Genomic DNA, 21,280 nt, shown 5'->3' with positions numbered 1-21,280 from the left:
ACGCTATGAAGCAGCAACTAACGATTGCACTGTCCAAGGGACGTATCCTCAAAGAAACTCTGCCTTTATTGGCGGAAGCTGACATTGTGCCGGCAGAGGATATTCATAGCAGCCGTAAACTGATTTTTGATACAAACCATGACAACATCAAATTGGTTGTCATTCGTGCAACTGACGTACCTACTTATGTTGAGTACGGTGGCGCGGATATGGGTATCGCAGGTAAAGATGTTCTGCTTGAACATGGTGCTGCTGGTTTGTATGAGCCTTTGGATCTGAAAATCTCTAAGTGCAAGCTTATGGTTGCAGGTATGAAAGGGGCTGAGCCAGTTGAAGGCCGAATGAAAGTTGCGAGTAAGTTTGTCAATGTGACCCGTGACTACTTTGCTAAACAGGGTTGTCAGGTCGATATCATCAAACTTTATGGCGCTATGGAATTAGCACCGCTAATGGGCTTGGCAGACCGTATCGTTGATATCGTAGATACAGGCAATACCTTGCGAGCTAACGGTCTAGAGCCGATGGAAGAGATTGCGGATATCAGCTCACGTTTAGTTGTTGGCCAGCCTTCAATGAAGATGAAGCACCGTCAGATCCAACCGATCTTAGATAAATTAGCTGATGCAATTGCCCGCCGTGATGGAGAAGCGTAATCATGACTGATTTGAATATTAAACGTCTAGATTCTACTCAGGCTGATTTCCGTCAGCAAATGGATAAACTGCTTGCGTGGGAAGCGGTATCTGATGAAAAAGTAAATCAGATCGTCAATGAGATCCTTCAGCGCGTTGAGCAAGAAGGCGATCCAGCGGTTGTTGAGTACACCAACCGTTTTGATAATACGTCTGTGTCAGAGATGTCTGAGCTTGAGATGAGCAAAGAGCGTCTGCAAGCTGCTTTGGATAATCTTCCACAAGATCAGCGTCAAGCATTGGAAATTGCTGCTGAGCGTGTTCGTAGCTATCACGAGCGTCAACTCGTTGATTCATGGCAGTACACTGAAGCCGACGGCACTATGTTAGGTCAGAAAGTAACGCCAATGGACCGTGTTGGTCTGTATGTACCGGGTGGTAAAGCTGCGTACCCATCTTCAGTATTGATGAACGCAATGCCAGCAAAAGTTGCGGGTGTTGAAGAGATCATTATGGTTGTGCCAACACCAGGTGGTGAAGTTAACGAGCTGGTACTTGCAGCTGCATGTTTATCAGGCGTTGATCGCGTTTTCTGTATTGGTGGTGCACAAGCGGTTGCCGCTTTAGCTTATGGTACAGCAACTGTACCTAAAGTAGATAAGATTGTAGGTCCAGGTAACATCTTTGTGGCAACAGCGAAGCGTGCGGTATTTGGCGCTGTTGGTATCGATATGATTGCTGGGCCGTCAGAAATTCTTGTGGTTTGCGACGGCCAGACTGACCCTGATTGGGTTGCGATGGATCTTTTCTCCCAAGCTGAACACGATGAAGATGCGCAGCCAATTCTTGTTACACCTGATGCAGACTTCATTGATGCGGTAGAAGCCAGCATCAATAAATTGTTGCCAACTATGGAGCGTAAAGAGATTATCGAAACCTCTCTACGTCTTCGTGCAGCGCTGATTAAGGTTGCAGATATGGATGAAGCGATTGAAGTTTCAAACCGTATCGCTCCAGAGCACTTGGAATTGTCTGTAGAAGATCCTGAAGCGTTATTGCCTAAGATTCGTCATGCAGGTGCGATCTTTATGGGACGTTATACAGCTGAGGCACTAGGTGATTACTGTGCAGGTCCTAACCACGTTTTACCGACGTCTGGCACTGCTAGGTTCTCTTCTCCTCTAGGTGTATATGACTTCCAGAAACGTTCTTCTTTGATCATGTTCTCTGAAGATGGCGCTTCTGAAATGGGTAACGTTGCATCAGTACTTGCGCGCGGTGAAAGTCTGACAGCGCATGCTCGTTCAGCGGAATACCGTATTAAGTCTTAATGGAAAAACTTAGACGACTTTTTGATGAAGGGCTGCCTGAAATGGCGGCCCTTTTTATTTGTAGGGTAAAAGTTATTTGCTGAGTAATGCAAAATTAGTTACGGCTTTTAGGGCGTTCGCCAATTTCAGCATCAAAGGAGAGTTCTTTACCTTCCCTAAGAACTTTAACGGTGACTACCTGACCTGGTCGAAGACGGGCTATTTGAGTCATGGATTTACGGCCATCCAAAATAGGATTGTCATTGATGGTCAGCATTACGTCACCGGGTTGCAGGCCTGCTATATGGGCTGGGCCGTTACGGAATACGCCTGCAATGATAAGTCCTTGAAGTTTTTTAAGGCCAAATGATTCAGCAAGACTAGGCGTAAGCTCTTGTATCTCAATACCAAGCCAACCGCGAACAACGCGACCGTGCTGTATTAAGTCCTGCATGACCTGTTTGGTAAGGTCTGATGGAATTGCAAAGCCGATACCTTGAGAACCACCCGATTTAGAAAAAATTGCGGTATTAATACCAATCAAGTTGCCAAAGGCATCAATCAAAGCACCGCCAGAGTTGCCAGGATTGATGGCTGCGTCTGTTTGTATAAAGTCTTCATAGGTATTCAGGCCTACACTGTTGCGGCCGGTAGCACTGATGATACCCATGGTTACGGTTTGCCCAACACCAAATGGGTTGCCTATGGCTAGGACTACATCACCAACACGATAATTTTCAGTTTGACCGAGTGTAATACTTGGCAAGTTATCCAATGTGACCTTTAAAACGGCTAAGTCTGTTTCTGGATCTGTACCGATCACTTCTGCGGCGGCTTCTCTACCATCTTTCAAAGCAACAATAATGCTATCGGCACCTGAAATTACGTGGTTGTTGGTAACTATATAGCCTTGAGAGCTTAGAATTACACCAGAACCAAGGCTGGACTGTACGCGTTCACGTTGTGGAATGCTGTCTGAATCAAAGAAATTACGGAAAAAAGGGTCATTGAAGAGAGGATGTACATTCTGCCTAACAACGGTCTGGGTGTAGATGTTAACGACAGCCGGTGCAGCGACTTCTACAGCATCTGCGTAAGATACAGGACCAATATTTCCTTGCAGAACCGTGTTGTTGCGGGCTTCACGGAACTCAATGGTAGAGTTTGAGCTATCTAATAGATCTGGAAATACTTGTAAAAGAAGAATGGCGACAAGCACGCCTGAGAGAATAGGCCAGAAAAGAAAGTTAAATTTACGCATGAGTGTATAGTCGAAACGCCATAAACAAGCTTAGAATTATACGATTAATATTCCCTTTGTGAATGGATAACAGAAGAATGTCGGTAAAACTATCAGATCTAATTGCATATATAGATCAGCGCTTAGAACCAAACCAATTTAAAGATTATTGTCCGAATGGATTGCAAGTGGAAGGGCGTAGCGATGTTTGTAAAGTTATATCTGGTGTAACGGCTTCTCAAGCTTTGATAGATAGAGCTGTCGATGAAAAGGCTGATGTTTTGTTAGTGCATCATGGTTTTTTTTGGAAAGGAGAGAATAGCTGCATTACAGGGATTAAAAAACGTCGCATCAAAGCCTTGCTAGATAATGATATAAGCTTGCTTGCTTATCATCTGCCATTAGATGCTCACCCTGAGATTGGTAACAATGCCCAGTTGGCTAAGCTTTTAGACATTGAAGGCTTTGGTGCTTTAGAGCTTGGTAATCCGCGCAGTATTGGGAATACGGGAGAGTTGCCTGAAGCTATGTCTGCAGAGGTATTGGCTGATCATATAGAAAAGGTTCTAGAACGTGAGCCTTTGCTGATTAAAGGCGGAGATCATCCTATTAAAAAGATTGGTTGGTGCACGGGTGGTGCTCAAGGCTATATAGAGAAGGCGATAGAACAGGGCTTAGATGCTTTTATCTCTGGTGAAGTCTCAGAGCCAACTTTCCACAGTGCGATAGAGAATGGAATTCACTACTTTGCTGCAGGCCATCATGCAACGGAGCGTTATGGTGCTATGGCATTAGGTGAAGAGCTGGCGCTGAAATTTGGGCTTCAGCACCAGTTTATCGATATAGACAATCCCGTTTAAACTTTTGCTTTAGGCTCTGCTGTTTCTGCGTCTACATTGCTAGGCGCATCAGCAGGAACCTGCTCTTCCTCTTTAGTTTCCTGTTCCTCTTTCAAACCAAAAGTTTCAGATAACGTGCCTTCATCTTCAGGTGATTTAGGTGCGTAATCTCTAGGTGGTTCTGAAGAGCTTTCTGCTTGTTCTGTGTCGGTAGTAGGTTTTGCTTCAGCTGAAGGTTCTTCTGCTTCGCTTTCTAGTTTCGGAGTCAAAGAGGGTTCAATGGCTAGATCAACGCTTCCTGGCTGACATAAGCCTTGCGCGCCAGTAGCAAGATGTTCGTGAACATCTTTGTAGCTGTTAGTCAGGTTGTTAACTAGCGCTGCGGTTTTTTCAAAGTGTTCAGTTACTTCGGTCTTGTAGCTGTCTAGTTCTTTTTGGGTGCTTTCAAGTTTTTCAGCGAGTTCTGCTTGACGTTGTGCACCTCCGCCAGAACGTCCCATCAAAAAACCAATTACGGCGCCAACAACAAGGGCTGCAATACTAATAAGCCAAACGTTTTCCACAAAAACTCCTTATAAACTTGGCATTTTAATTTGAATTAGGTGCTGACAAAGAGAGCCTGAATTATTTTATAAGGTACAGCATCAAGGGATCTTTGCGAGCTTTGTGCAAGGATAAATCAATTATCTATTCCTGCCTATAATAAATAATTTTCGACTTTATCCGCGGATAAATGAACTATAGATTGGTCGAATTTATCCGTATCATCACTTTAAGGCGCTTTGTTCTGCCGCTTTTTGATGAGAGGACTGGGCCTCGCAATGTAACTGATCGAGATACTCAATCTGTTCCTTGATGATAGCTTTAGCTAAATTGATATCTCGATCTTCAATCGCACCTAGTAGTCTACGATGTTGCCCTAAGATAATTTCCCTTTCGCGGAAACGGTAAGCAATCATGTTAGCAACCGGTTGCAGAGCCTCGATCAACGAATACATCACAAAACTTAGCATACGGTTACCACTTGCATCGGCTATAGCGCGATGAAAGCGAACATCAGCGGCACAGAAATCTTCAGGGCTGATATTGGTATTGGATTGATAATTTAATTCAGCTCGCAGTTTTTCTAGGTCTTGTTCGGACCTATTTGCGCAGGCGTGTTGGCAGCATAAGCTTTCTAACTCTAATCTAGTGCTACTCACCTCAGTTAAAGATATCTGATTCATGCTGACAAATAGGGTTGCAGCAGTAGTCATCTGGTCACTGAGCTCTTCAGCACCTAAGTGGTTTACGAACGTGCCGCCAGTAGGCCCTCGGCGTGAACGAATTAAGTTCTTAGCAGCTAAGCGCTTGAGTGCTTCTCGAACCGTAGGGCGCGATACGTGAAAGCGTTCAGCTAGTTCACCTTCTGTCGGAAGGCGATCGTCTGCTTTTAGAGAACCATCTAAAATCGCTTCCTGTAATTGGTCAGCGACTTGTTTAGACAGGCTGGACTTATTGATCGGGGCTACTTCTAGGCTCACGTATTACTCCATAGGATTGCTAATACTACGAATAAGCTATTCTACATAAACTGAAACAATAACATCATAGCTTGTATCATATAAAAATCTATTTTATATTTGTATGACAAATAGATAAATAAGTTGGGAGACCGGCATGTTCAAAGCGCTCGTGTTAAATCAAAACGACGGTAAGACTGTAGCAGAAGTGACGGAATTGAGTTTGGATCAATTACCAGATCAGAATGTTTTGGTTAAAGTCGATTACTCCTCGTTAAACTACAAAGATGGTTTAGCCATTACAGGCAAGGGCAAAATTATTCGCAACTTTCCTATGGTTCCGGGCATCGATTTAGTTGGCACAGTAGAAGAGAGTGCTGATGATCGTTATCAAAAAGGCGATAAAGTTGTACTGACAGGTTGGGGTGTAGGAGAAAACCATTGGGGTGGATTTTCCGAGTATGCTCGCCTAAATGCCGATTGGTTAGTGCCTCTGCCTGAAGGCATGGATCCTGTTCGTACTATGCAGATTGGTACAGCAGGTTTAACTGCAATGTTATGCGTCATGGCTTTGGAAGAGGGCGGTGTTACACCTGATAAAGGTCCAGTCATTGTTAGTGGGGCCGCTGGTGGTGTAGGTAGTGTTGCAGTAGCAATCTTGGCTGGGCTTGGTTATCAAGTGACAGCGATTACGGGTCGCCCTGAAACTGAGGGCTATCTTAAAGGCTTAGGTGCTTCAGAGATTGTAAGTCGAGAGGAGATGGCAGAGCCAGTAAGGCCTCTAGAGAAACAGCGCTGGGCCGGTGCGGTTGATACTGTGGGTGATAATATCTTAGGTAGAATTCTATCTGAAACAGATTATGGCGGTGTTGTAACAGCATGTGGTCTTGCTGCAAGCTTTAAACTACCAACAACGGTTATGCCTTTTATTCTTCGCAATGTTCGTTTACAAGGGGTTGATTCGGTGATGTGCCCTTATGAGCGTCGTCAAGAAGCTTGGAAAAGGCTACAAGCACAATTACCTGATAATGCTGTGGGCGATATAGCTCAAATCATCGCGCTAAATGAGTTGCCTGATTATGCTGAACGTATCACTAATGGTCAGGTTAAAGGGCGAGTCGTTGTTGATCTTAATAGCTAAGCAATCGACAGTTTAGTGGAAGAAATACGGCTCTACCTTAGAGCCGTATTTTTTAGTTGGAACTGATTAGATCAAAGGCTGAACTATCCGTATAAGCCATCCACTCGAGGTTTTATTAGGATAGGGGTGTATATAATCAGGAAAAGCACCCAAGCGAGCATCCATAGAGTGCCTGATAAGTGCAGCGTTGTGAGGTAAGAAAGAGGTAATAGCCCAACGCTTAGTCGCACAGCTGCGGCTAAAAGCATCAATATAAAGGCAGTGATGATGAGCGGTCCGACTGTAAGAGGTCGACCGGTATGTCCCAAAGAAACACGTGCCATCATACCCAGTGTTAACCCCCCAATACTTCCAGCAGCAAATGCATGGTAAGCAATCGAAGTGCTAATTAGATCCAGTAAACTTAGGCTATATAGGATAAAACCTAACGCAACAAACAGGTAGCCAAACTGAAGAATCCATACCAAGGGTACCGCAAAAATCCGTTTATCGAACCAACCTGCAACCCGAATCAGGTTAGCGAATCCCAGTAATAGACTGATTCCAATAATTAGAGGATTGATCTCTGTCAGGCTTAAAAGAACCCAAATCGCAGTCAGGGGAATAATCGCTTTCTCCAGCCAAGCATGTTTTGTGACTTTTACGCCTTCAACTCCGCGTTCGGTAAAAAATGGAATAACGCGTCCACCTAAGATACTTATGACCATGATGACTAAAAACAGGCCTAGTTGAATTCCTTTAGATGCTGTTGCCTCTGTGTAGCCAAGTAGTTGCAGGTGCATGAGTAAATTGGCTACAAAGAAGCCAAGCAGGAGTGGCACAAACATCAAATTACGATAGTTTCTAGACTTAATCACTGGCCAAGCCACGCAAGCGGCCACCATAGGCGCGAAGGCTAAATCAGTGACAGCGACCAACCAAGGTTCGATCGCTGGGAATAAAGGCATTAAGCGCGCACTAAACCAGAGTAAAAAAAGTGCAGCGAGAGGCCAGCTATAAAGTGTTTGTACGTTAGTCCATGTCTTTACAGCGGTCATTAAAAAACCGGCGATGATTGCTAAAGAGAATCCAAATAGCATTTCGTGGGCATGCCAGAACACCCCATAGTTATAGTGGTGAGGTTGAATGCCGCCACTATAGATAACTAGCCACGCAGCCATTAAAAGTATGGCTGAGAGTGCTCCACCTAAGAAAAATGGGCGAAATGCCAAATTAAAAAGTGAAAAGGGTGAAGGGGTGCGTCTTTCTTGTAGTTGGATCATGGGATCTCTCCGCCGCTTATATCAGCAGTGTTATAATCTACACTAAGAATCATTAAATGTGTATTAAAAATACATCTTAAAAGAATGCTAACGTTCATTTTATTGATCTGACAACGAGTTTTTGACGAGGAATATCAGTGCGACAGTTAATTTTAGGTGGTGCCAGGTCGGGTAAAAGTCAGGTGGCGCAAGAAAGAGCGACCACTGCGGGCCAGCCTGTTGTGTATATTGCAACCGCTCAAGCACAAGACTCTGAAATGGAACAGCGTATAGAACTGCATCGTCAGAATCGACCTAGTGAATGGGAGATACAAGAGATCCCTTTTGACTTGCCAGATGCGCTTACTAGTTTGAGTGGTAAGGGAAAAACAGTCTTAGTCGATTGTTTAACTCTATGGTTAACCAATTTGCTATTAAAAGGATTGGAACCTATGCAGGAAGGCATGAAGGCACTTACTGCTGCTGTTGATGATTTTGAAGGAAATTTAATACTGGTTTCAAATGAAGTTGGTTGGGGTATTGTCCCTATGGGCGAATTGAGTCGTCAATTTCAAGATAATACCGGTCGATTACATCAAGATTTGGCTGCCGTAGTGGAAGTGGTAACGTTAACAGTGGCGGGTATCCCAATGGCTGTCAAAGGAGATATTAAGTGAACTTGCAGGAATGGTCGCAGATTAAAGCTAAACCTTTAAATGTTGAAACTGAACAAGCTGCTTTATCTCATCAAGGAAACCTAACGAAACCACCCGGCTCTTTAGGTGTATTGGAAAAAATAGCTGTGCAAATGGCTGCAATGCAAGCGCAGCCATTACCTTCGGCAGATCGTGTAAGCATCTCTATTTTTGCTGCAGATCATGGGGTGGCTGCTCAGAATGTATCCGTGTTCCCGCAAGAAGTTACATCGCAAATGATTCTGAATTTTGCCGAAGGTGGCGCGGCAATCGCTGTTCTAGCTAAGCAACTGAAAGCGCAGTTTGAGGTGATTAATTTAGGGACGGTGGTACCTGTTAATCATCACAATGTACTTAATCGAGTAATCGCTTCGCAAAGTGCTGATATTTCGAAGAGCCAAGCGATGAACAGTGAGCAATTGGTTACTGCGCTTAATGTGGGAGAGGAGACAGTTTTAAGAGCTAAATCGTCGGGTGCTCAACTATTTATCGCCGGTGAAATGGGTATAGGGAATACAACCGTTGCTGCCACAGTTTTAGCCGCGGCAATGAACCTAACAGCCCAAGAAGTAGTTGGAGCTGGGACGGGCGTTTCAGGTGACGCGCTTGAACATAAAACGGCAGTGATCGATCAGGCGCTTAAGTTACACCTGTGCACAGGCGATTCTCCCTTTGAGTTGCTTCAATCATTAGCCGGTTTTGAAATTGTCGCGATGGTTGGCGCTTATCTGACGGCAGCAAGGGAAGGTATTACGGTTGTGGTGGATGGGTTTATCAGCACTGCGGCTGCCTATATGGCCAGTATCATTTGCCCCTTGGCTAAAGACTGGATGATCTTTGGTCATCAATCTGCGGAAAAATTTCATCATAAAGTACTTGTTGCCATGTCTGCTGAGCCTTTGTTAGCGTTGGATATGCGCCTTGGTGAGGGCAGTGGTGCTGCAACGGCGGTAAGCGTGATTCAAACAGCATGTTTGTTGCATAAACAGATGGCGACATTCTCTAGTGCTGGTGTGAGTGAAAAGTCGGACTAAAACCTATAGTAAGGATCTTTTTTGAATACTCTGTTCGTTGATCTGTTCCGACATGGTGAGCCTGCACTTAAAGGCGTCTATTTAGGCCGTACCGATAGTCCTTTGTCTGAAAAAGGTAGATCTACTTGTGAAGCTGTTTTAGCTAATGGTGAGTGGGACTTAGTTGTGAGTTCGCCGTTAAAGAGAGCTTTGGATAGTGCGAGCTGGTTAGCCAATACACGGCAAATCGAGTTACAAGTCTGGGATGAATTACAAGAGTTGGACTTTGGTGACTGGGATGGCGTCAGTTTTGAGCAGGTTTATAATGAAAACCCCGTCGCAGCAGATAAGTTTTGGCAAGCACCGCAGGATTACCCTGCTCCAAATGGTGAAACTATTCAGCAATTTAAGCAACGAATAGCTATGGTTAAAGAGCGGTTGCTGCAATTATCTGAAAAAAAGGTATTAGTTGTAACTCATGGTGGGGTGATTCGGTGCTTGATCGGGGATATGTTGGGCATTGAAGCAGATCGTTGGAGCCGAATTGCGATTGATTATGCGCATTTTTCTAAACTTAGATTTGATCATGACTCAAAACAATGTTGGCCGCACTTATTAAGTAGTAATATCCGGCCCCTACTTGATTCTGTCGTATAGGATGACGAATGAAATATACCGAAACGCTTAAAAATATTCATCGCAGCCTAGATCGTTTAGGCGATCTGCCGGTGTTTAGTGCAACGGTCAATCGTATACAGCAAATCAGTGCTTCTGAGGAAAGTGATGCTATGGCTTTGGCTATGGCGATCATGAAGGATACCGGTTTATCAGCCAAATTGATTAAGCTGGCCAACTCGCCTGTGTATAAACGTGGTCAAGGCGATATCACGGTGGTATCGCGTGCAGTGGTATTACTCGGTTTTAATCAAATTAAAAATATCAGTTTGACTCTTAAGCTGATTGAAAGCTTCCATGATGAAAATCCCGATCTGGATGTACCTGGGATGATGATGCGGCAGTTCTTGAGTGCGAATATGGCTAAAGAACTTGCCCTCAAAAGTCGAAAGGCAATCGATCCAGAAGAAGCTTATATGGCTTCATTGTTATTTGGATTAGGGGAAATCATGGTGGCTTGTACCTTACCTGAGCAATATCGAAAAATGCTCAGGTTGAAGGAAAGGGGAGATAAAAAGTGGCCACGCATTCAAGCTGAAGTGCTGGGTATGAGCTTTAGCGAATTAGGTAGAGAGTTGGCTGCAGGTTGGGGATATCCAAAGCAGATATTGAATACAATGGCGCCTGTTGATTTAGCTCATATTGATGAAAAAAGTAATTTGCTGGCAACCTTACCTACGCTGAGTCATGGTTTAGTCCAACAGCTTTATGGCCAAGATCAAAATAATGAGCAGCCCTACGATAAGGTTGTAGATGCTGTATCTATTGTTGGAGATATTCCTTTTGATGATGTTGGAGAAATCACTCTACAGTGTTTTCAGCGAGTAGCTAAAGTCAGCCGTAATTATGGGTTAAAAGCTCGCTCTCTCATTCCTGATTATTCAGAAACAGGTAATGTTGCTAAAGATGATATGGTGCGTCAGCTATCTTTCTTGGCTCATAATGAAGTGGAGATGGAAGAGGTCGAGCAAACTGAAAGTATTGAAGATAAATCATCGCCGACTGCTGCTGAATCGAAGCGAAACTCAAAGCAACTAAGTTACCTCAATCAGCTAACTGAATTGATCGCTGCTGATGGAAAAATTCACGAAGTCTTCAAGTTAGTCGTTGAAGCTATTGGTGAATGCGGACAGTTTGATCGCAGTATGCTTTGCCTGCTAAGCAAATCTAACACACATCTATCGGTAAAAATTATTGAAGGTGATGAGCTTGATCCACTACAAACTTATTTTGAAAGAGATAAATCGGGCAAGGCGGATGATCTTTTCTTTAAGGTTCTAGCTAAACAAGTGACTTTACTGGTCAATGATCTGGATGAAGATGGCTGGGATAAGCGACTACCACCAAACTTTGTGAAACAGGTTGGTTGCCAAGGGTTTGTATTGATACCGTTAACTATGGGAAAACGGGTTATTGGTATGCTGTATGCGGATCGCTTAAAAGGACGTGGTCCAGTATCCGAAGAGGATTTTAATACTTTTAACCAGTTCTCTACGCAAACGCGTCTAGCTTTAATGTACGCTGACAGTAAAGCCAGACAAACGGCATGACTATTCAGTCATGCCTTTCACAAATGATTTAGTATCTTCCCAAGCTTCTTTGCTGATCTCAACGCCATCATCGATAACGTCTTTGCTCACTTCAACGCCATCTTCGATAACTTCACCGCCTTTCTCTACAACGGTTTTGGCACCAGATTCGGTGGAGCACATTGCACGTTGAGCCACACATTTTGATTTACAGCCTAGCTCAGCGGCATCATCAGTAAAGTGTTTCACTGAACATTTAGCTTCACAGATGGTTTGATCTGTTGAGCAGTCAGCAAAAGCTGCAGGTGTTAGTAGCATTAACGCAGAAAAAAACAGCGCTCTCATTTTTATTACTCCCATTAGGTGAGTTGTATTATCTAACTTCTTTGGATCGCCAAAGAATCTCTTCACCGCCCTGCCTTAACACTATTATTCTGCTTGCCACAAAAAGCAGATCGGACAGCCTATTTAGATAAATACCAGAGTTAGGATTTACCTGAGCTGACTCATCTTGGAGTAGTGCTATGATTCGTCTTTCAGCGCGTCGGCAAATACTACGCGCTAAATGGGTATAACTGGCTGAAAGTGTTCCTCCTGGGAGAATAAACTCCTTCAAAGGCGGCACCTCTGAGTTCAGTAGGTCCAGTTGTTCCTCTAGGTATTCTATCTCTGTCGGAGTAATTACGACATAGCTAGGGTCTGCAATTGCTAACTCGCCGCCAAGATCAAATAACTGGTGCTGTATGGTTTGCAGCAGTTTCGTAATTGATTCATCTGAAGCCAAGCTTGCGATGACAATGCCTATTGCACTATTAAGTTCATCAACAGTGCCGATCACTTCTATTCTGAGATCGGTCTTAGATACGCGTTCGCCATTGGCCAAACCAGTTTGGCCTTGATCGCCAGAACGGGTATAGATCTTACTAAGCCTGTTATTCATGACTGCTCCTAGAGAAGGACACCATTGGATTAGGCATCACTATGAGGATGTAGTTCCCTAATTTTTCCAAGGTAGTACTTGTTGATATCCACCGTGATATCTAGTTTGTCTGCTTGCTCACATAGATAGCCGGTGATCTGATTAATCTCAGTTATACGGCCATGTTTCACATCTTGGTTCATCGAGGAAAAATTATTTTCGGTTAATTCAGCTACCTGACAAGCATGGTCAATTAAAGGGCCATCAAATAGCTCTAGATTAAGTGCAGTTATGACCTTTTCTACCTCATTGCAGATTAATACCATCTCATTTAGATAGTTAGGGTTGCTAACTAACTCGCCATTTTTACAGCCAAAGATCGCAGTTAAAGGGTTTATAGCGCAGTTAATCGCTAGCTTGCGCCACAAGGTTGTAGCTATTTCTGGATCAGGTTGTAAATCTAAGAAACCACAGTTTAATTGTTCTAACCACTCGAGCATTTTATCGGGTGATCCGATACGAGTAATCCCTTTGCCCGCGTGTACAACAGAGAATTCAGATTCTAACCATGCACCATCTGTTGTTGATGCCCATGCAACTTCAGCGTTTGGTAATTGATCTGTTATCCATTGCTGGCTGCCCATGCCGTTTTGCAGCACAACAACATGTGCGTCATCGGCAAGTCGATGCTTGATCGAGTTGAAAGCGGCTTGAGTATCAGTGGATTTGGTCGTGATAATCAGTTGTTGGATAAGCGACGAATTATTGGGGAGATCAGCTTCGCAACTATGCATTTGATCAGCTATTAGAATGCCGCGGTTTACTTCAAATCGAGAAAGCTTAGCCGAATTACGCAAAATAAGAGTGACGGGGAAACCCGCAGAAATGAGATTACAGGCCCATAAATTTCCAATTGAGCCAGCGCCAAGTATGTACCATCTCTCTTTCATGCTTAATTCTCTTAATCTTCAGCATTGTGGATCTTATTATCTCTCTATTGTGACGTGAAATGGAGGTAAAGGTCAGCTAGAATCGGCAAAAAAATAGGGAGAAGCCTCATGCCATCATTCGATATTGTGTCTGAACTAGACTTGCACGAAGTTACCAACGCTGTTGACCAGTCTAATCGTGAACTTCAGATGCGTTACGATTTTAAAGGTGTTGATGCGCGGTTTGAGCAAACTGAATCCACAGTTACGTTGCAGGCAGAAGTTGATTTTCAGCTGCAGCAGATGATGGATGTGCTTAAAACTAAGATGACGGGCCGCAAAATTGATATTCGTTGCTTGGAGATTAAAGATCCAGAAAAAGCGAATATGCGCGCACGTCAGGAAGTGATTCTTAAGCAAGGCCTAGATCAGCCATTGGCTAAGAAAATTGTAAAATTAATTAAAGATGCCAAGCTAAAAGTCCAAGCGCAGGTGCAGGGTGAGCAGGTACGAGTAACAGGCAAGAAACGCGATGACTTGCAAAGTGTAATGGCAATGCTGCGTGAAGCAGACCTTGAATTACCACTGCAGTTTAATAACTTCCGCGACTAAACCTACCTGTTACTGCCTCAACAAAGTCAGGTGAATGAGCTTTCACCTGACTAATCTTGTTCTAAACAATCCAGAAGAAAGATCTCTTTTACTAAATCCTGCGAAGGTGTTGCTTCAAAGTCGTCTACGCAGATAGCCCCGCTTTGTAATTTACTCGTTAGCGTATCGCCTTGCCAATTCACGACTGAAATCCCCGTAGAGCGGTGAATAACTCTCAGGTAAGGGTTGTTACGTTCAAACCAAGCGTCAATCATATAAGTCATCGGTATATCCCTCCTTGTTAAGTGCTAAGAAGAGTAACCCAGATTTATATAAATGTAAATGATAATGATTCCTATTTATTTTCTTGGGCTGATCCAGATCAATATCAATACGGGTAGACCTATGATCGCAACAGCAGTGAAGAACCAAGGATAGCCAAAGCTATCGACAAAGCCCCCAGAGAAGCCGCCTAGAAATTTAGGGAATAGCAACATCATCGAACTGAAAAGGGCATATTGTGTTGCAGAGTATTGAATATTTGTCAGGCTAGATAGGTAGGCGACAAAGGCCGCGGTAGCGATACCGCCACTCAAGTTATCCAGAGAGATAACGATTGTAAGTGCCGTAGTGTCATTACCTAAAGTGGCTAGCCAAGCAAATAGAAGATTGGTGAGGGAAACTAACAGCGCCCCTAAGAATAAGATCTTTCTCACGCCAAAGCGATTAACCAGAATGCCACCAAGGCCTGCGCCGACGATGGTCATGACTACGCCATAAATTTTGATGATTTGTGCTATCTCTTCCTTGGTAAAGCCCATATCGACATAGAAAACATTAGCGATAATCCCAAGAATAACGTCAGAAATTCGGAAAGTACCAATTAATGCAAGAATGATAAGGGCCTGCATACCGTAACGACGTACAAAGTCGATAAAGGGACAAGCAATAGCTATATAAGCCCAGCCCAAAAAGCGTGATATAAAATCGGGAAGGTGAGCATTACGTTGAGTAAATTCAATAATTTTTTGTTGTTGTTCAAGCGTTTCAGTGTCCATCTCAACAGAAGCTGGCTCTTTTACTAAAAACGTAGTCATCATTCCGACAGACATTAAGGATGCCATGATTAAGTAGGCATACTTCCAAGAATTGATGTCATAACTTTCAGGTGAAATTGAGGTCCACGCTGCGATCGCCAGTGCACCAGCACCCGCCACAATCATCGCAATACGATAGCCGGCCATATAAGTAGCGGCCATGGCGGCTTGTAAACGTTCGCCTGCCGATTCTATGCGATAGGCATCAATCACAATATCTTGGGTAGCGGAACTAAAAGCAACCATCAGAGCTAACAGGGCCATATATTGAAGGTTTTCATGGGGATTGGAGAAGGCAAGCCCGGTTAAACCGATGACTAGCAGGATCTGCGAAAGTAATAACCAGCTTCTGCGCCTACCAAGCCAAGTAGATAACAAAGGGAGGCTTAAGCGATCAACTAAGGGAGCCCAAAGCCATTTGAAACCATAGGCTAAACCAACCCAGGAAAAATAGGTGATTAAACTTCGTTCAACCCCTGCTTCTCGAAGCCAGAAGGATAAAGTGCCAAAGACAAGTAATATAGGAAGGCCAGAAGAGAAACCAAAAAACAGAAGTGTGATTGCTCTAGGATGAAGATAGATTTTAGCTGTATCGAGCCAAGATTCAGTTTTGGAATCAACTGATGACATATATGACGCCTTCCGTGTAGTAGGCGTTTATTGTCGCTTTCGAATAGATCTATAGCAACTAAAAAGGCCCAGTAAAAACTGGGCCCAAAGTTTTTAGCATAAACTTGTCTGAAGGGGGGAACAAGTTGATGCTTAAACTTCTTAGAACTTGATGCGGATACCAGCAAGAACATCCATATCTAGATCTTGACCATCTTCATCAACGTCACTGATCTCAGCGAATAGACGAACATTTTTCTGAGCTGGGAACTTGTACACAACATTAGCGTAAGTTTGTTCTTTGTCAGATGCGCCATCTCGTTCTAGTTCAGAATGACCAATTGTGATTTTAGTTGTAGCTGAAGCTTTGAAAGAAGCACCAATGTGGAAAAACTCTTCATCGCTGTTAGCAGAAAGATTATTTTCTGCTTCACCGTAGTCAACTACAAACTCAGCGAAACCTGCATCGAACTGAGCGCTCACGCCCCAAAGATCTTTGTCTTCTTCGTCACCTGTGTTGGTGTTTTCTAGAGTCTGATAACCAGCACCTAGCGTAACAACACCTAGATCAGCAGATACGAATAGTTCAGTAGACTCACCGTCATCGCTGCCTTCGCCATCTGCTTCTAGTTCGTGGGATACCGCTAGTGTTACATTGTCGAATTCCGCATCAACGCGAATTACGTCATCGCCATCAGTGCTACCCGTTGCATCAAAGATAGATTCACCAGTGTATTCTTCGATCATGCCTTCGATAGCGAAATCATCAATCGCTTTATCCATCTTACCCACAGCAACAGATACGTTGTGAGCTTTTAGGCCTAGGTAAGCTTCTTCTAGGTTTTCTGTATTTTTGCCTTCAGCTTCGTTTTTGAAACCGAAATCTACCTGACCAAATGCTTGTAGGTCGTTACCTAGATCATAAGTGATAGTGTTTTTGATTTCTAAATCATCAAATTCCACTTCAGTATCTTTAGTTTTGCTAGCGTTGTCACGCAACTGAACCTGCCAGTCACCTTTGATTTTATACGTCAGGCCTTTATTTTCATAAACAGTCGCTGCAGTAGCAGTGTTAGCAGCAATAGCAGCAATAGCAGAAGCCAGGATCAGCTTTTTCATGTCTTCTCTCCAAGGAGTTTTAGTATAGGGTTATAAACTTGTAGAAACTTATTTGTTTTTAATAAGTTCTTTGAATGATTTTCTAGTATTAAGGTCTGCCTGGTTGTACCAGTAAATAAGCATTTCCATTGCCATATTTTCTTTTTTGATAACATCATTTTTTGATTCTTTATTGTTGATGTTATTTGGAGTTTTTATTTTGCTTTTTGGTAAAGCAGCAACAGAGTTGCCTCTGTTGAATCTTGCTAATTCTTCTTCGAAATCACGGCTTAATTGGAATCCACTATTATCAATAGTGTTGACCTTGTAGCTGATGTTTTGATTGGCGCTATTTTTTAATGTCCAATTCTTATTCTTTTCGAACTCTTTTAAATCTTTGATTCTTTCGATCAGCGGTGCTGATAAATTGATTTTTGTATCACTGCTTTCGAAAAGTAAGACAAAGGCTTTAGTTTTCTCTAGTTCAAAGTCATCGCCTTTTTTTATTTCGGCAGTGTAATCAACGAGGATCTGATTTAAACCATTTGGCAGATTATGCTTTGTACTACTGCTGAATAAACTGTCTGAATTAATTTCTTCGCCATTAACTGCAATTAGATTAACCCCTTCGCCTAATAAAAGAGAGTTATTAGCGTAAGAGTGATTTGTAGCAATTAATGAAACTGCAGTTAAAGTTGGTAATAAAATGGATTTTAAAACTTTCAAAATTATTGCCTTGAAAAATTAATTCGTTGTTGCGGCGCAATAATAGGTGGGTTTTATTTCAGAAATGTTTCTTTTTTATTGTGCTGGGATTTATTTTCTTTAAGTTTTTGTTACGTGGATATTGCTGTTTTGAAACGCCTTTTTAATGTGTGGTTTATTTTTGATCGATTGCTTTGTTTTTACCCTGAAGTTAACCTGTTTCTCTTTATAGGTGTTGTTGAATTAGTTTTTCTTAGCAATAGCTTCATTTAATGTTAATTGATATGTCATTAACTAGGACTAGCTTTGATTTCTGGTGCCCAAGCGTAGGGCTATACGGAAAGATGCACTTCGATTTTTTAGTGGAATCACTATGAGCTATAACAATTCACATGATCTATGCAGTAATTTAAATCAGGAACAAGATTCAGAGTTTACTCAGCTAGCAGATAAAGCGGTTAGCCGTCGTGGCTTTTTGACTGGGGCTGGCGCGCTAGGCTTAGGTGCTTTTATCGGTATGTCACCTATTGCAAACTCTGTACAGGCAGCAATCCGAACAAAAGTTAAGAGTAAACTTATCGGGTTTGAGCCTATTGTCAGTAGTACAGCAGATAAAGTGGTTGTGCCAAAGGGCTATAAGGTAAACAGCCTTATTTCTTGGGGAGACCCTATCTTTGAGGGTGCACCGGAATTTGATCCAACAGGACGAGCGCCGGCGTCTGCTCAGGCACTGCAGTTTGGTGATAATACCGATGGCATGTCATTGTTTCCTTTATCTAGCGATCGTGCAGTATTAGCTGTTAATAACGAATACACCAACACTGATCTTTTGTATGACCACAAAGGTGACATGATGACCGCCGATGATGTGTTGAAAGCCCAAAATGCTCACGGTGTGTCTGTTTTTGAAATTCAACAAACCGCTGAGGGCTGGATCGTTGATCGTAGTGGTAAATTGAATCGTCGGATTACTGCAAATACCCCAATGCAGTTGACGGGACCAGCGGCAGGGCATGATCTGCTTAAAACGGCTGCCGACCAAACGGGTCGTGAGGTATTGGGTACCTTTAATAACTGTGCCAATGGTGAAACGCCTTGGGGCACTTATCTAACCTGCGAAGAAAACTTCCATAAGTATTTTGGTACTGAGGACGAAGCTCATCGTATCCCGGGGGAACAAAAGCGCTACGGATTAAAAGCGGAAGATAAACGTTATCAATGGAGTAAGTTTGATCAGCGTTTTGATCTAGCTAAAAACCCAAATGAGCCGAATCGTCATGGTTGGGTGGTAGAGATCGATCCGATGGATCCTGAGTCTAAGCCGCTTAAGCGTACAGCGTTAGGTCGCTTCAAACACGAGAATGCAGCTCTGATGGTTGATGACTCAGGTCATGTTGTGGTCTATCTGGGAGATGATGAGCGCGGTGAGCATCTGTATAAATTTGTGTCAAAAGGTAAATATGATGTCAATGACCAGAGTAGAAATCGTGATCTTCTAGTTGATGGTACTTTATATGTGGCTAAGTTCAGTGCTGATCACGGTGAATTGAAAGGCAAAGGCGAATGGCTGGAACTCACTTTCGGTAAGAATGGATTAACGCCAGAGAATGGCTTTAACAGTCAGGCAGAAGTACTTATCCACACACGTTTAGCAGCAACGCAAGTGGGTGGAACGACCATGGACCGACCTGAATGGGTTGCAGTGCATCCTAATAAATCAAGTGCATGCTGTACGCTGACGAATAATAAGCATCGGGGCAAGAAAGAGGGTCAGCCTGTAGGTGGACCAAATCCACGAGCAGAGAATAAGTACGGACAGATTGTACGTTGGACACCAATTGATGGTGACCATACGGCTACTGAATTCAGTTGGGATCTGTTCCTGATCGCGGGCAATCCAAGCATTCATCAAGATGGGCTGTTAGCGGGTAGTAGTAACATCACTACCGAAAATATGTTCAATAGCCCGGATGGATTGGGCTTCGACAAAGGTGGCCGTCTATGGATCATGACCGATGGTAAATACTCTAATGCCGATGATTTTGCTGGTATGGGTAACAACCAGATGTTATGTGCAGACCCAGAAACGGGCGAAATTCATCGTTTCTTAACGGGGCCTATTGCCTGTGAAGTGACGGGGTTGACGTTCTCTCCGGATCAAAAATCTATGTTCGTAGGGATTCAACACCCAGGAGAGATGGGTAAGCCTTCGCATTTCCCAGCTGGTGGTGACAGTAAACCGCGTTCAACCATTGTGGTGATAACACGCGACGATGGCGGAGTGATTGGAGCTTAATAGCAATTATTGATAAGCACAAAAAAACCGGCGAAAGCCGGTTTTTTTATAGAGCTTGGAAGATTAAACGCGTAGGCCGCCGTCAACTTCGAAGCAACGACCGCTAACGTAGTCATTCTCAAGAATGAACGTAACAGTCTTAGCAATTTCTTCTGGCTTACCAAGACGCTTAGCTGGGATGCCTGCAGCAATTTTATCCAGAGCTTCTGGTTTCATGCTCATAACCATCTCAGTACCGATGTAACCTGGAGCGATGGAAGCAGCACGGATGCCGTAGCGAGCTAGCTCTTTAGACCAAGTAACTGCCATTGCTTCTACGCCAGCTTTAGTTGCTGTGTAGTTAGTCTGGCCCATGTTACCTGAACGAGAGATAGATGAGATGTTTACGATGCAACCAGGAACGCCTAGGTCGATCATGTGAGCAGCAGCTTCACGAGCACATAGGAAAGTACCAGTTAGGTTAACATCCATAACCAGGTTCCACTGGTCCATAGACATCTTCTTAACAACTTTGCCAGTTTCGCGATCAACTTTCATGAATAGACCGTCGCGAGTGATACCAGCGTTGTTAACTAGACCGTGTAGCGTGCCGAAATCAGCTACAACGTCATTGAATAGTTTTTCTACTTCGTCTTCTTTAGCTACGTTGCAGATGTAAGCGCGTGCTTCGACGCCTTTTTCCATGCAAAGGCCAACAGTCGTATCTAGATCTTCTTGGCTTAGGTCAGCTAGAGCAAGTTTTGCGCCCTGTTCTGCTAGTTCAAGTGCCATTGAACGACCAAGACCACGGCCACCACCAGTTACAACAATTACTTTATCTTTGAGTTCCATTTTAGGATTACCTTACTTCGGTTTGACTCTTTTTTGTGCGTTGCGTCATTGTGCAGAATTTAAACTTATCCCGCTTTCGCAAAAAAGTCTACTTGTTGCTCCATAGATTCATTTATCAATAAGTTTAATATACTCATGACCGGTATTTTTTTGATTTTTTGCAGATGCTAACTGTATGTTTTTAAATGATAATTTCGCAGTGCAAAAAGTATAGGTACTTTGGTATTGGTTTTTTTTTAGACGATTTTTTAGCACTTAAAACGTGAAAATTAGACTGAAAATGGTGGTTTAGGGTTGAAATTTTTTGGTCTGACCATAAAAAGAAAAGGGTATGTTTAGTAAAAAAATCTAGATCAATACCAGTTTAAATTTAGGCAGGTAGGACCTG

At 43.2% G+C, this 21,280-nt stretch carries 22 protein-coding genes; 10 read left to right on the top strand and 12 right to left on the bottom strand.

The genetic code is table 11. The features are described 5' to 3' along the window. Window positions 1-5 precede the first annotated feature (5 nt). Both hisG and hisD read left to right on the top strand, forming a co-directional pair. A complete protein-coding gene (gene hisG, locus ACMXYP_RS12665) occupies window positions 6-653 on the top strand; it encodes an ATP phosphoribosyltransferase (RefSeq protein WP_415882000.1) in 648 nt (215 codons plus the stop codon). Window positions 654-655: 2 nt separating this feature from the next. Next, window positions 656-1,963: a histidinol dehydrogenase gene (gene hisD, locus ACMXYP_RS12660; protein WP_415881999.1), complete on the top strand. Its 1,308-nt coding sequence runs from the start codon at window positions 656-658 to the stop codon at window positions 1,961-1,963. 94 nt (window positions 1,964-2,057) lie between these two features. Here hisD and ACMXYP_RS12655 read toward each other — a convergent pair whose 3' ends face one another. Beyond that, the gene (locus tag ACMXYP_RS12655; RefSeq protein WP_415881998.1) at window positions 2,058-3,203 is read right to left on the bottom strand and encodes a S1C family serine protease; all 1,146 of its coding nucleotides are present in this window, start codon (window positions 3,201-3,203) and stop codon (window positions 2,058-2,060) included. A gap of 77 nt (window positions 3,204-3,280) precedes the next feature. On the opposite strand from ACMXYP_RS12655, the gene ACMXYP_RS12650 reads away from it, so the two are divergent. After that, a complete protein-coding gene (locus tag ACMXYP_RS12650) occupies window positions 3,281-4,042 on the top strand; it encodes a Nif3-like dinuclear metal center hexameric protein (RefSeq protein ID WP_415881997.1) in 762 nt (253 codons plus the stop codon). Here ACMXYP_RS12650 and ACMXYP_RS12645 read toward each other — a convergent pair. Together ACMXYP_RS12645 and ACMXYP_RS12640 are read right to left on the bottom strand one after the other, a co-directional pair. Further along, window positions 4,039-4,584, bottom strand: coding sequence for a YhcB family protein (locus ACMXYP_RS12645; protein WP_415881996.1), 546 nt, complete (start codon window positions 4,582-4,584; stop codon window positions 4,039-4,041). The genes ACMXYP_RS12650 and ACMXYP_RS12645 overlap by 4 nt on opposite strands. Before the next feature lie 204 nt (window positions 4,585-4,788). Next, window positions 4,789-5,544, bottom strand: coding sequence for a FadR/GntR family transcriptional regulator (locus tag ACMXYP_RS12640; RefSeq protein ID WP_415881995.1), 756 nt, complete (start codon window positions 5,542-5,544; stop codon window positions 4,789-4,791). A 136-nt stretch (window positions 5,545-5,680) separates the two neighbouring features. On the opposite strand from ACMXYP_RS12640, the gene ACMXYP_RS12635 reads away from it, so the two are divergent. Beyond that, window positions 5,681-6,664 carry an MDR family oxidoreductase gene (locus ACMXYP_RS12635; protein ID WP_415881994.1) on the top strand — a complete coding sequence of 328 codons (984 nt, stop codon included), beginning with the start codon at window positions 5,681-5,683 and terminating at the stop codon, window positions 6,662-6,664. An 83-nt stretch (window positions 6,665-6,747) separates the two neighbouring features. On the opposite strand, the gene ACMXYP_RS12630 is transcribed toward ACMXYP_RS12635, so the two are convergent. Continuing rightward, window positions 6,748-7,926, bottom strand: coding sequence for an NnrS family protein (locus tag ACMXYP_RS12630; RefSeq protein WP_415881993.1), 1,179 nt, complete (start codon window positions 7,924-7,926; stop codon window positions 6,748-6,750). A gap of 137 nt (window positions 7,927-8,063) precedes the next feature. Between ACMXYP_RS12630 and cobU the strand changes: the two genes are divergently transcribed. From cobU to ACMXYP_RS12610, 4 genes are read left to right on the top strand one after another with little or no spacing between them, the layout of a single operon-like run. After that, on the top strand, window positions 8,064-8,582 hold the full coding sequence (gene cobU, locus ACMXYP_RS12625; RefSeq protein WP_415881992.1) for a bifunctional adenosylcobinamide kinase/adenosylcobinamide-phosphate guanylyltransferase: 519 nt from the start codon (window positions 8,064-8,066) through the stop codon (window positions 8,580-8,582). Continuing rightward, the gene (gene cobT, locus ACMXYP_RS12620; RefSeq protein ID WP_415881991.1) at window positions 8,579-9,634 is read left to right on the top strand and encodes a nicotinate-nucleotide--dimethylbenzimidazole phosphoribosyltransferase; all 1,056 of its coding nucleotides are present in this window, start codon (window positions 8,579-8,581) and stop codon (window positions 9,632-9,634) included. The genes cobU and cobT overlap by 4 nt, the downstream gene beginning before the upstream one ends. Window positions 9,635-9,655: 21 nt before the next feature. Then, on the top strand, window positions 9,656-10,270 hold the full coding sequence (locus ACMXYP_RS12615; protein WP_415881990.1) for a histidine phosphatase family protein: 615 nt from the start codon (window positions 9,656-9,658) through the stop codon (window positions 10,268-10,270). 8 nt (window positions 10,271-10,278) lie between these two features. Further along, window positions 10,279-11,838, top strand: coding sequence for an HDOD domain-containing protein (locus ACMXYP_RS12610; protein WP_415881989.1), 1,560 nt, complete (start codon window positions 10,279-10,281; stop codon window positions 11,836-11,838). Here ACMXYP_RS12610 and ACMXYP_RS12605 read toward each other — a convergent pair whose 3' ends face one another. Genes ACMXYP_RS12605 through ACMXYP_RS12595 form a run of 3 tightly spaced genes read right to left on the bottom strand, consistent with a single transcriptional unit; the run spans window position 11,839 to window position 13,686 of the window. Continuing rightward, entirely contained in the window at window positions 11,839-12,162 is a 324-nt protein-coding gene (locus ACMXYP_RS12605; RefSeq protein WP_415881988.1) for a hypothetical protein, read from the bottom strand. A gap of 28 nt (window positions 12,163-12,190) precedes the next feature. Beyond that, a complete protein-coding gene (locus ACMXYP_RS12600) occupies window positions 12,191-12,757 on the bottom strand; it encodes a cob(I)yrinic acid a,c-diamide adenosyltransferase (protein WP_415881987.1) in 567 nt (188 codons plus the stop codon). Between the two features lie 29 nt (window positions 12,758-12,786). Next, window positions 12,787-13,686 (bottom strand): 2-dehydropantoate 2-reductase, encoded by a 900-nt coding sequence (locus tag ACMXYP_RS12595; protein WP_415881986.1) that lies wholly within the window; start codon window positions 13,684-13,686, stop codon window positions 12,787-12,789. Window positions 13,687-13,794: 108 nt separating this feature from the next. Here ACMXYP_RS12595 and ACMXYP_RS12590 point away from each other — a divergent pair, with 108 nt between their 5' ends. Next, window positions 13,795-14,277, top strand: a complete 483-nt coding sequence (locus ACMXYP_RS12590) for a YajQ family cyclic di-GMP-binding protein (RefSeq protein WP_415881985.1) — start codon at window positions 13,795-13,797, stop codon at window positions 14,275-14,277. 50 nt (window positions 14,278-14,327) lie between these two features. Here the strand turns inward: ACMXYP_RS12590 and ACMXYP_RS12585 are convergent, their stop codons facing one another. The 4 genes from ACMXYP_RS12585 to ACMXYP_RS12570 all read right to left on the bottom strand — a co-directional run bounded on the left by ACMXYP_RS12585 (window position 14,328) and on the right by ACMXYP_RS12570 (window position 17,786). Next, window positions 14,328-14,540 carry a hypothetical protein gene (locus ACMXYP_RS12585; protein ID WP_415881983.1) on the bottom strand — a complete coding sequence of 71 codons (213 nt, stop codon included), beginning with the start codon at window positions 14,538-14,540 and terminating at the stop codon, window positions 14,328-14,330. 75 nt (window positions 14,541-14,615) lie between these two features. Further along, window positions 14,616-15,983, bottom strand: a complete 1,368-nt coding sequence (locus tag ACMXYP_RS12580) for an AmpG family muropeptide MFS transporter (RefSeq protein ID WP_415881982.1) — start codon at window positions 15,981-15,983, stop codon at window positions 14,616-14,618. A gap of 141 nt (window positions 15,984-16,124) precedes the next feature. Beyond that, window positions 16,125-17,081 (bottom strand): porin, encoded by a 957-nt coding sequence (locus ACMXYP_RS12575; RefSeq protein WP_415881981.1) that lies wholly within the window; start codon window positions 17,079-17,081, stop codon window positions 16,125-16,127. Between the two features lie 48 nt (window positions 17,082-17,129). Beyond that, on the bottom strand, window positions 17,130-17,786 hold the full coding sequence (locus ACMXYP_RS12570; RefSeq protein WP_415881980.1) for a DUF2057 family protein: 657 nt from the start codon (window positions 17,784-17,786) through the stop codon (window positions 17,130-17,132). A 352-nt stretch (window positions 17,787-18,138) separates the two neighbouring features. Here ACMXYP_RS12570 and ACMXYP_RS12565 point away from each other — a divergent pair, with 352 nt between their 5' ends. Then, entirely contained in the window at window positions 18,139-20,061 is a 1,923-nt protein-coding gene (locus tag ACMXYP_RS12565) for a PhoX family protein (RefSeq protein ID WP_415881979.1), read from the top strand. A 63-nt stretch (window positions 20,062-20,124) separates the two neighbouring features. Here ACMXYP_RS12565 and ACMXYP_RS12560 read toward each other — a convergent pair whose 3' ends face one another. Further along, window positions 20,125-20,892, bottom strand: a complete 768-nt coding sequence (locus ACMXYP_RS12560; RefSeq protein WP_415881978.1) for an SDR family oxidoreductase — start codon at window positions 20,890-20,892, stop codon at window positions 20,125-20,127. Window positions 20,893-21,280: the final 388 nt, after the last annotated feature.

Source organism: Neptuniibacter sp. QD34_54 (genome assembly GCF_047778055.1).
In the GTDB taxonomy this organism is placed as follows: Bacteria; Pseudomonadota; Gammaproteobacteria; order Pseudomonadales; family Balneatricaceae; genus Neptuniibacter.
Note: the sequence above shows the minus strand (reverse complement) of the source record. Positions and strands in the feature narration are given on the sequence as shown.

Coding starts and splice junctions, on each gene's coding strand:
- hisG (WP_415882000.1), top strand. CDS start 6: ATGAAGCAGCAACTAACGATTGCACTGTCCAAGGGACGTATCCTCAAA.
- hisD (WP_415881999.1), top strand. CDS start 656: ATGACTGATTTGAATATTAAACGTCTAGATTCTACTCAGGCTGATTTC.
- ACMXYP_RS12655 (WP_415881998.1), bottom strand. CDS start 3,203: ATGCGTAAATTTAACTTTCTTTTCTGGCCTATTCTCTCAGGCGTGCTT.
- ACMXYP_RS12650 (WP_415881997.1), top strand. CDS start 3,281: ATGTCGGTAAAACTATCAGATCTAATTGCATATATAGATCAGCGCTTA.
- ACMXYP_RS12635 (WP_415881994.1), top strand. CDS start 5,681: ATGTTCAAAGCGCTCGTGTTAAATCAAAACGACGGTAAGACTGTAGCA.
- ACMXYP_RS12630 (WP_415881993.1), bottom strand. CDS start 7,926: ATGATCCAACTACAAGAAAGACGCACCCCTTCACCCTTTTCACTTTTT.
- ACMXYP_RS12610 (WP_415881989.1), top strand. CDS start 10,279: ATGAAATATACCGAAACGCTTAAAAATATTCATCGCAGCCTAGATCGT.
- ACMXYP_RS12605 (WP_415881988.1), bottom strand. CDS start 12,162: ATGAGAGCGCTGTTTTTTTCTGCGTTAATGCTACTAACACCTGCAGCT.
- ACMXYP_RS12600 (WP_415881987.1), bottom strand. CDS start 12,757: ATGAATAACAGGCTTAGTAAGATCTATACCCGTTCTGGCGATCAAGGC.
- ACMXYP_RS12595 (WP_415881986.1), bottom strand. CDS start 13,686: ATGAAAGAGAGATGGTACATACTTGGCGCTGGCTCAATTGGAAATTTA.
- ACMXYP_RS12590 (WP_415881985.1), top strand. CDS start 13,795: ATGCCATCATTCGATATTGTGTCTGAACTAGACTTGCACGAAGTTACC.
- ACMXYP_RS12585 (WP_415881983.1), bottom strand. CDS start 14,540: ATGACTTATATGATTGACGCTTGGTTTGAACGTAACAACCCTTACCTG.
- ACMXYP_RS12580 (WP_415881982.1), bottom strand. CDS start 15,983: ATGTCATCAGTTGATTCCAAAACTGAATCTTGGCTCGATACAGCTAAA.
- ACMXYP_RS12575 (WP_415881981.1), bottom strand. CDS start 17,081: ATGAAAAAGCTGATCCTGGCTTCTGCTATTGCTGCTATTGCTGCTAAC.
- ACMXYP_RS12565 (WP_415881979.1), top strand. CDS start 18,139: ATGAGCTATAACAATTCACATGATCTATGCAGTAATTTAAATCAGGAA.
- ACMXYP_RS12560 (WP_415881978.1), bottom strand. CDS start 20,892: ATGGAACTCAAAGATAAAGTAATTGTTGTAACTGGTGGTGGCCGTGGT.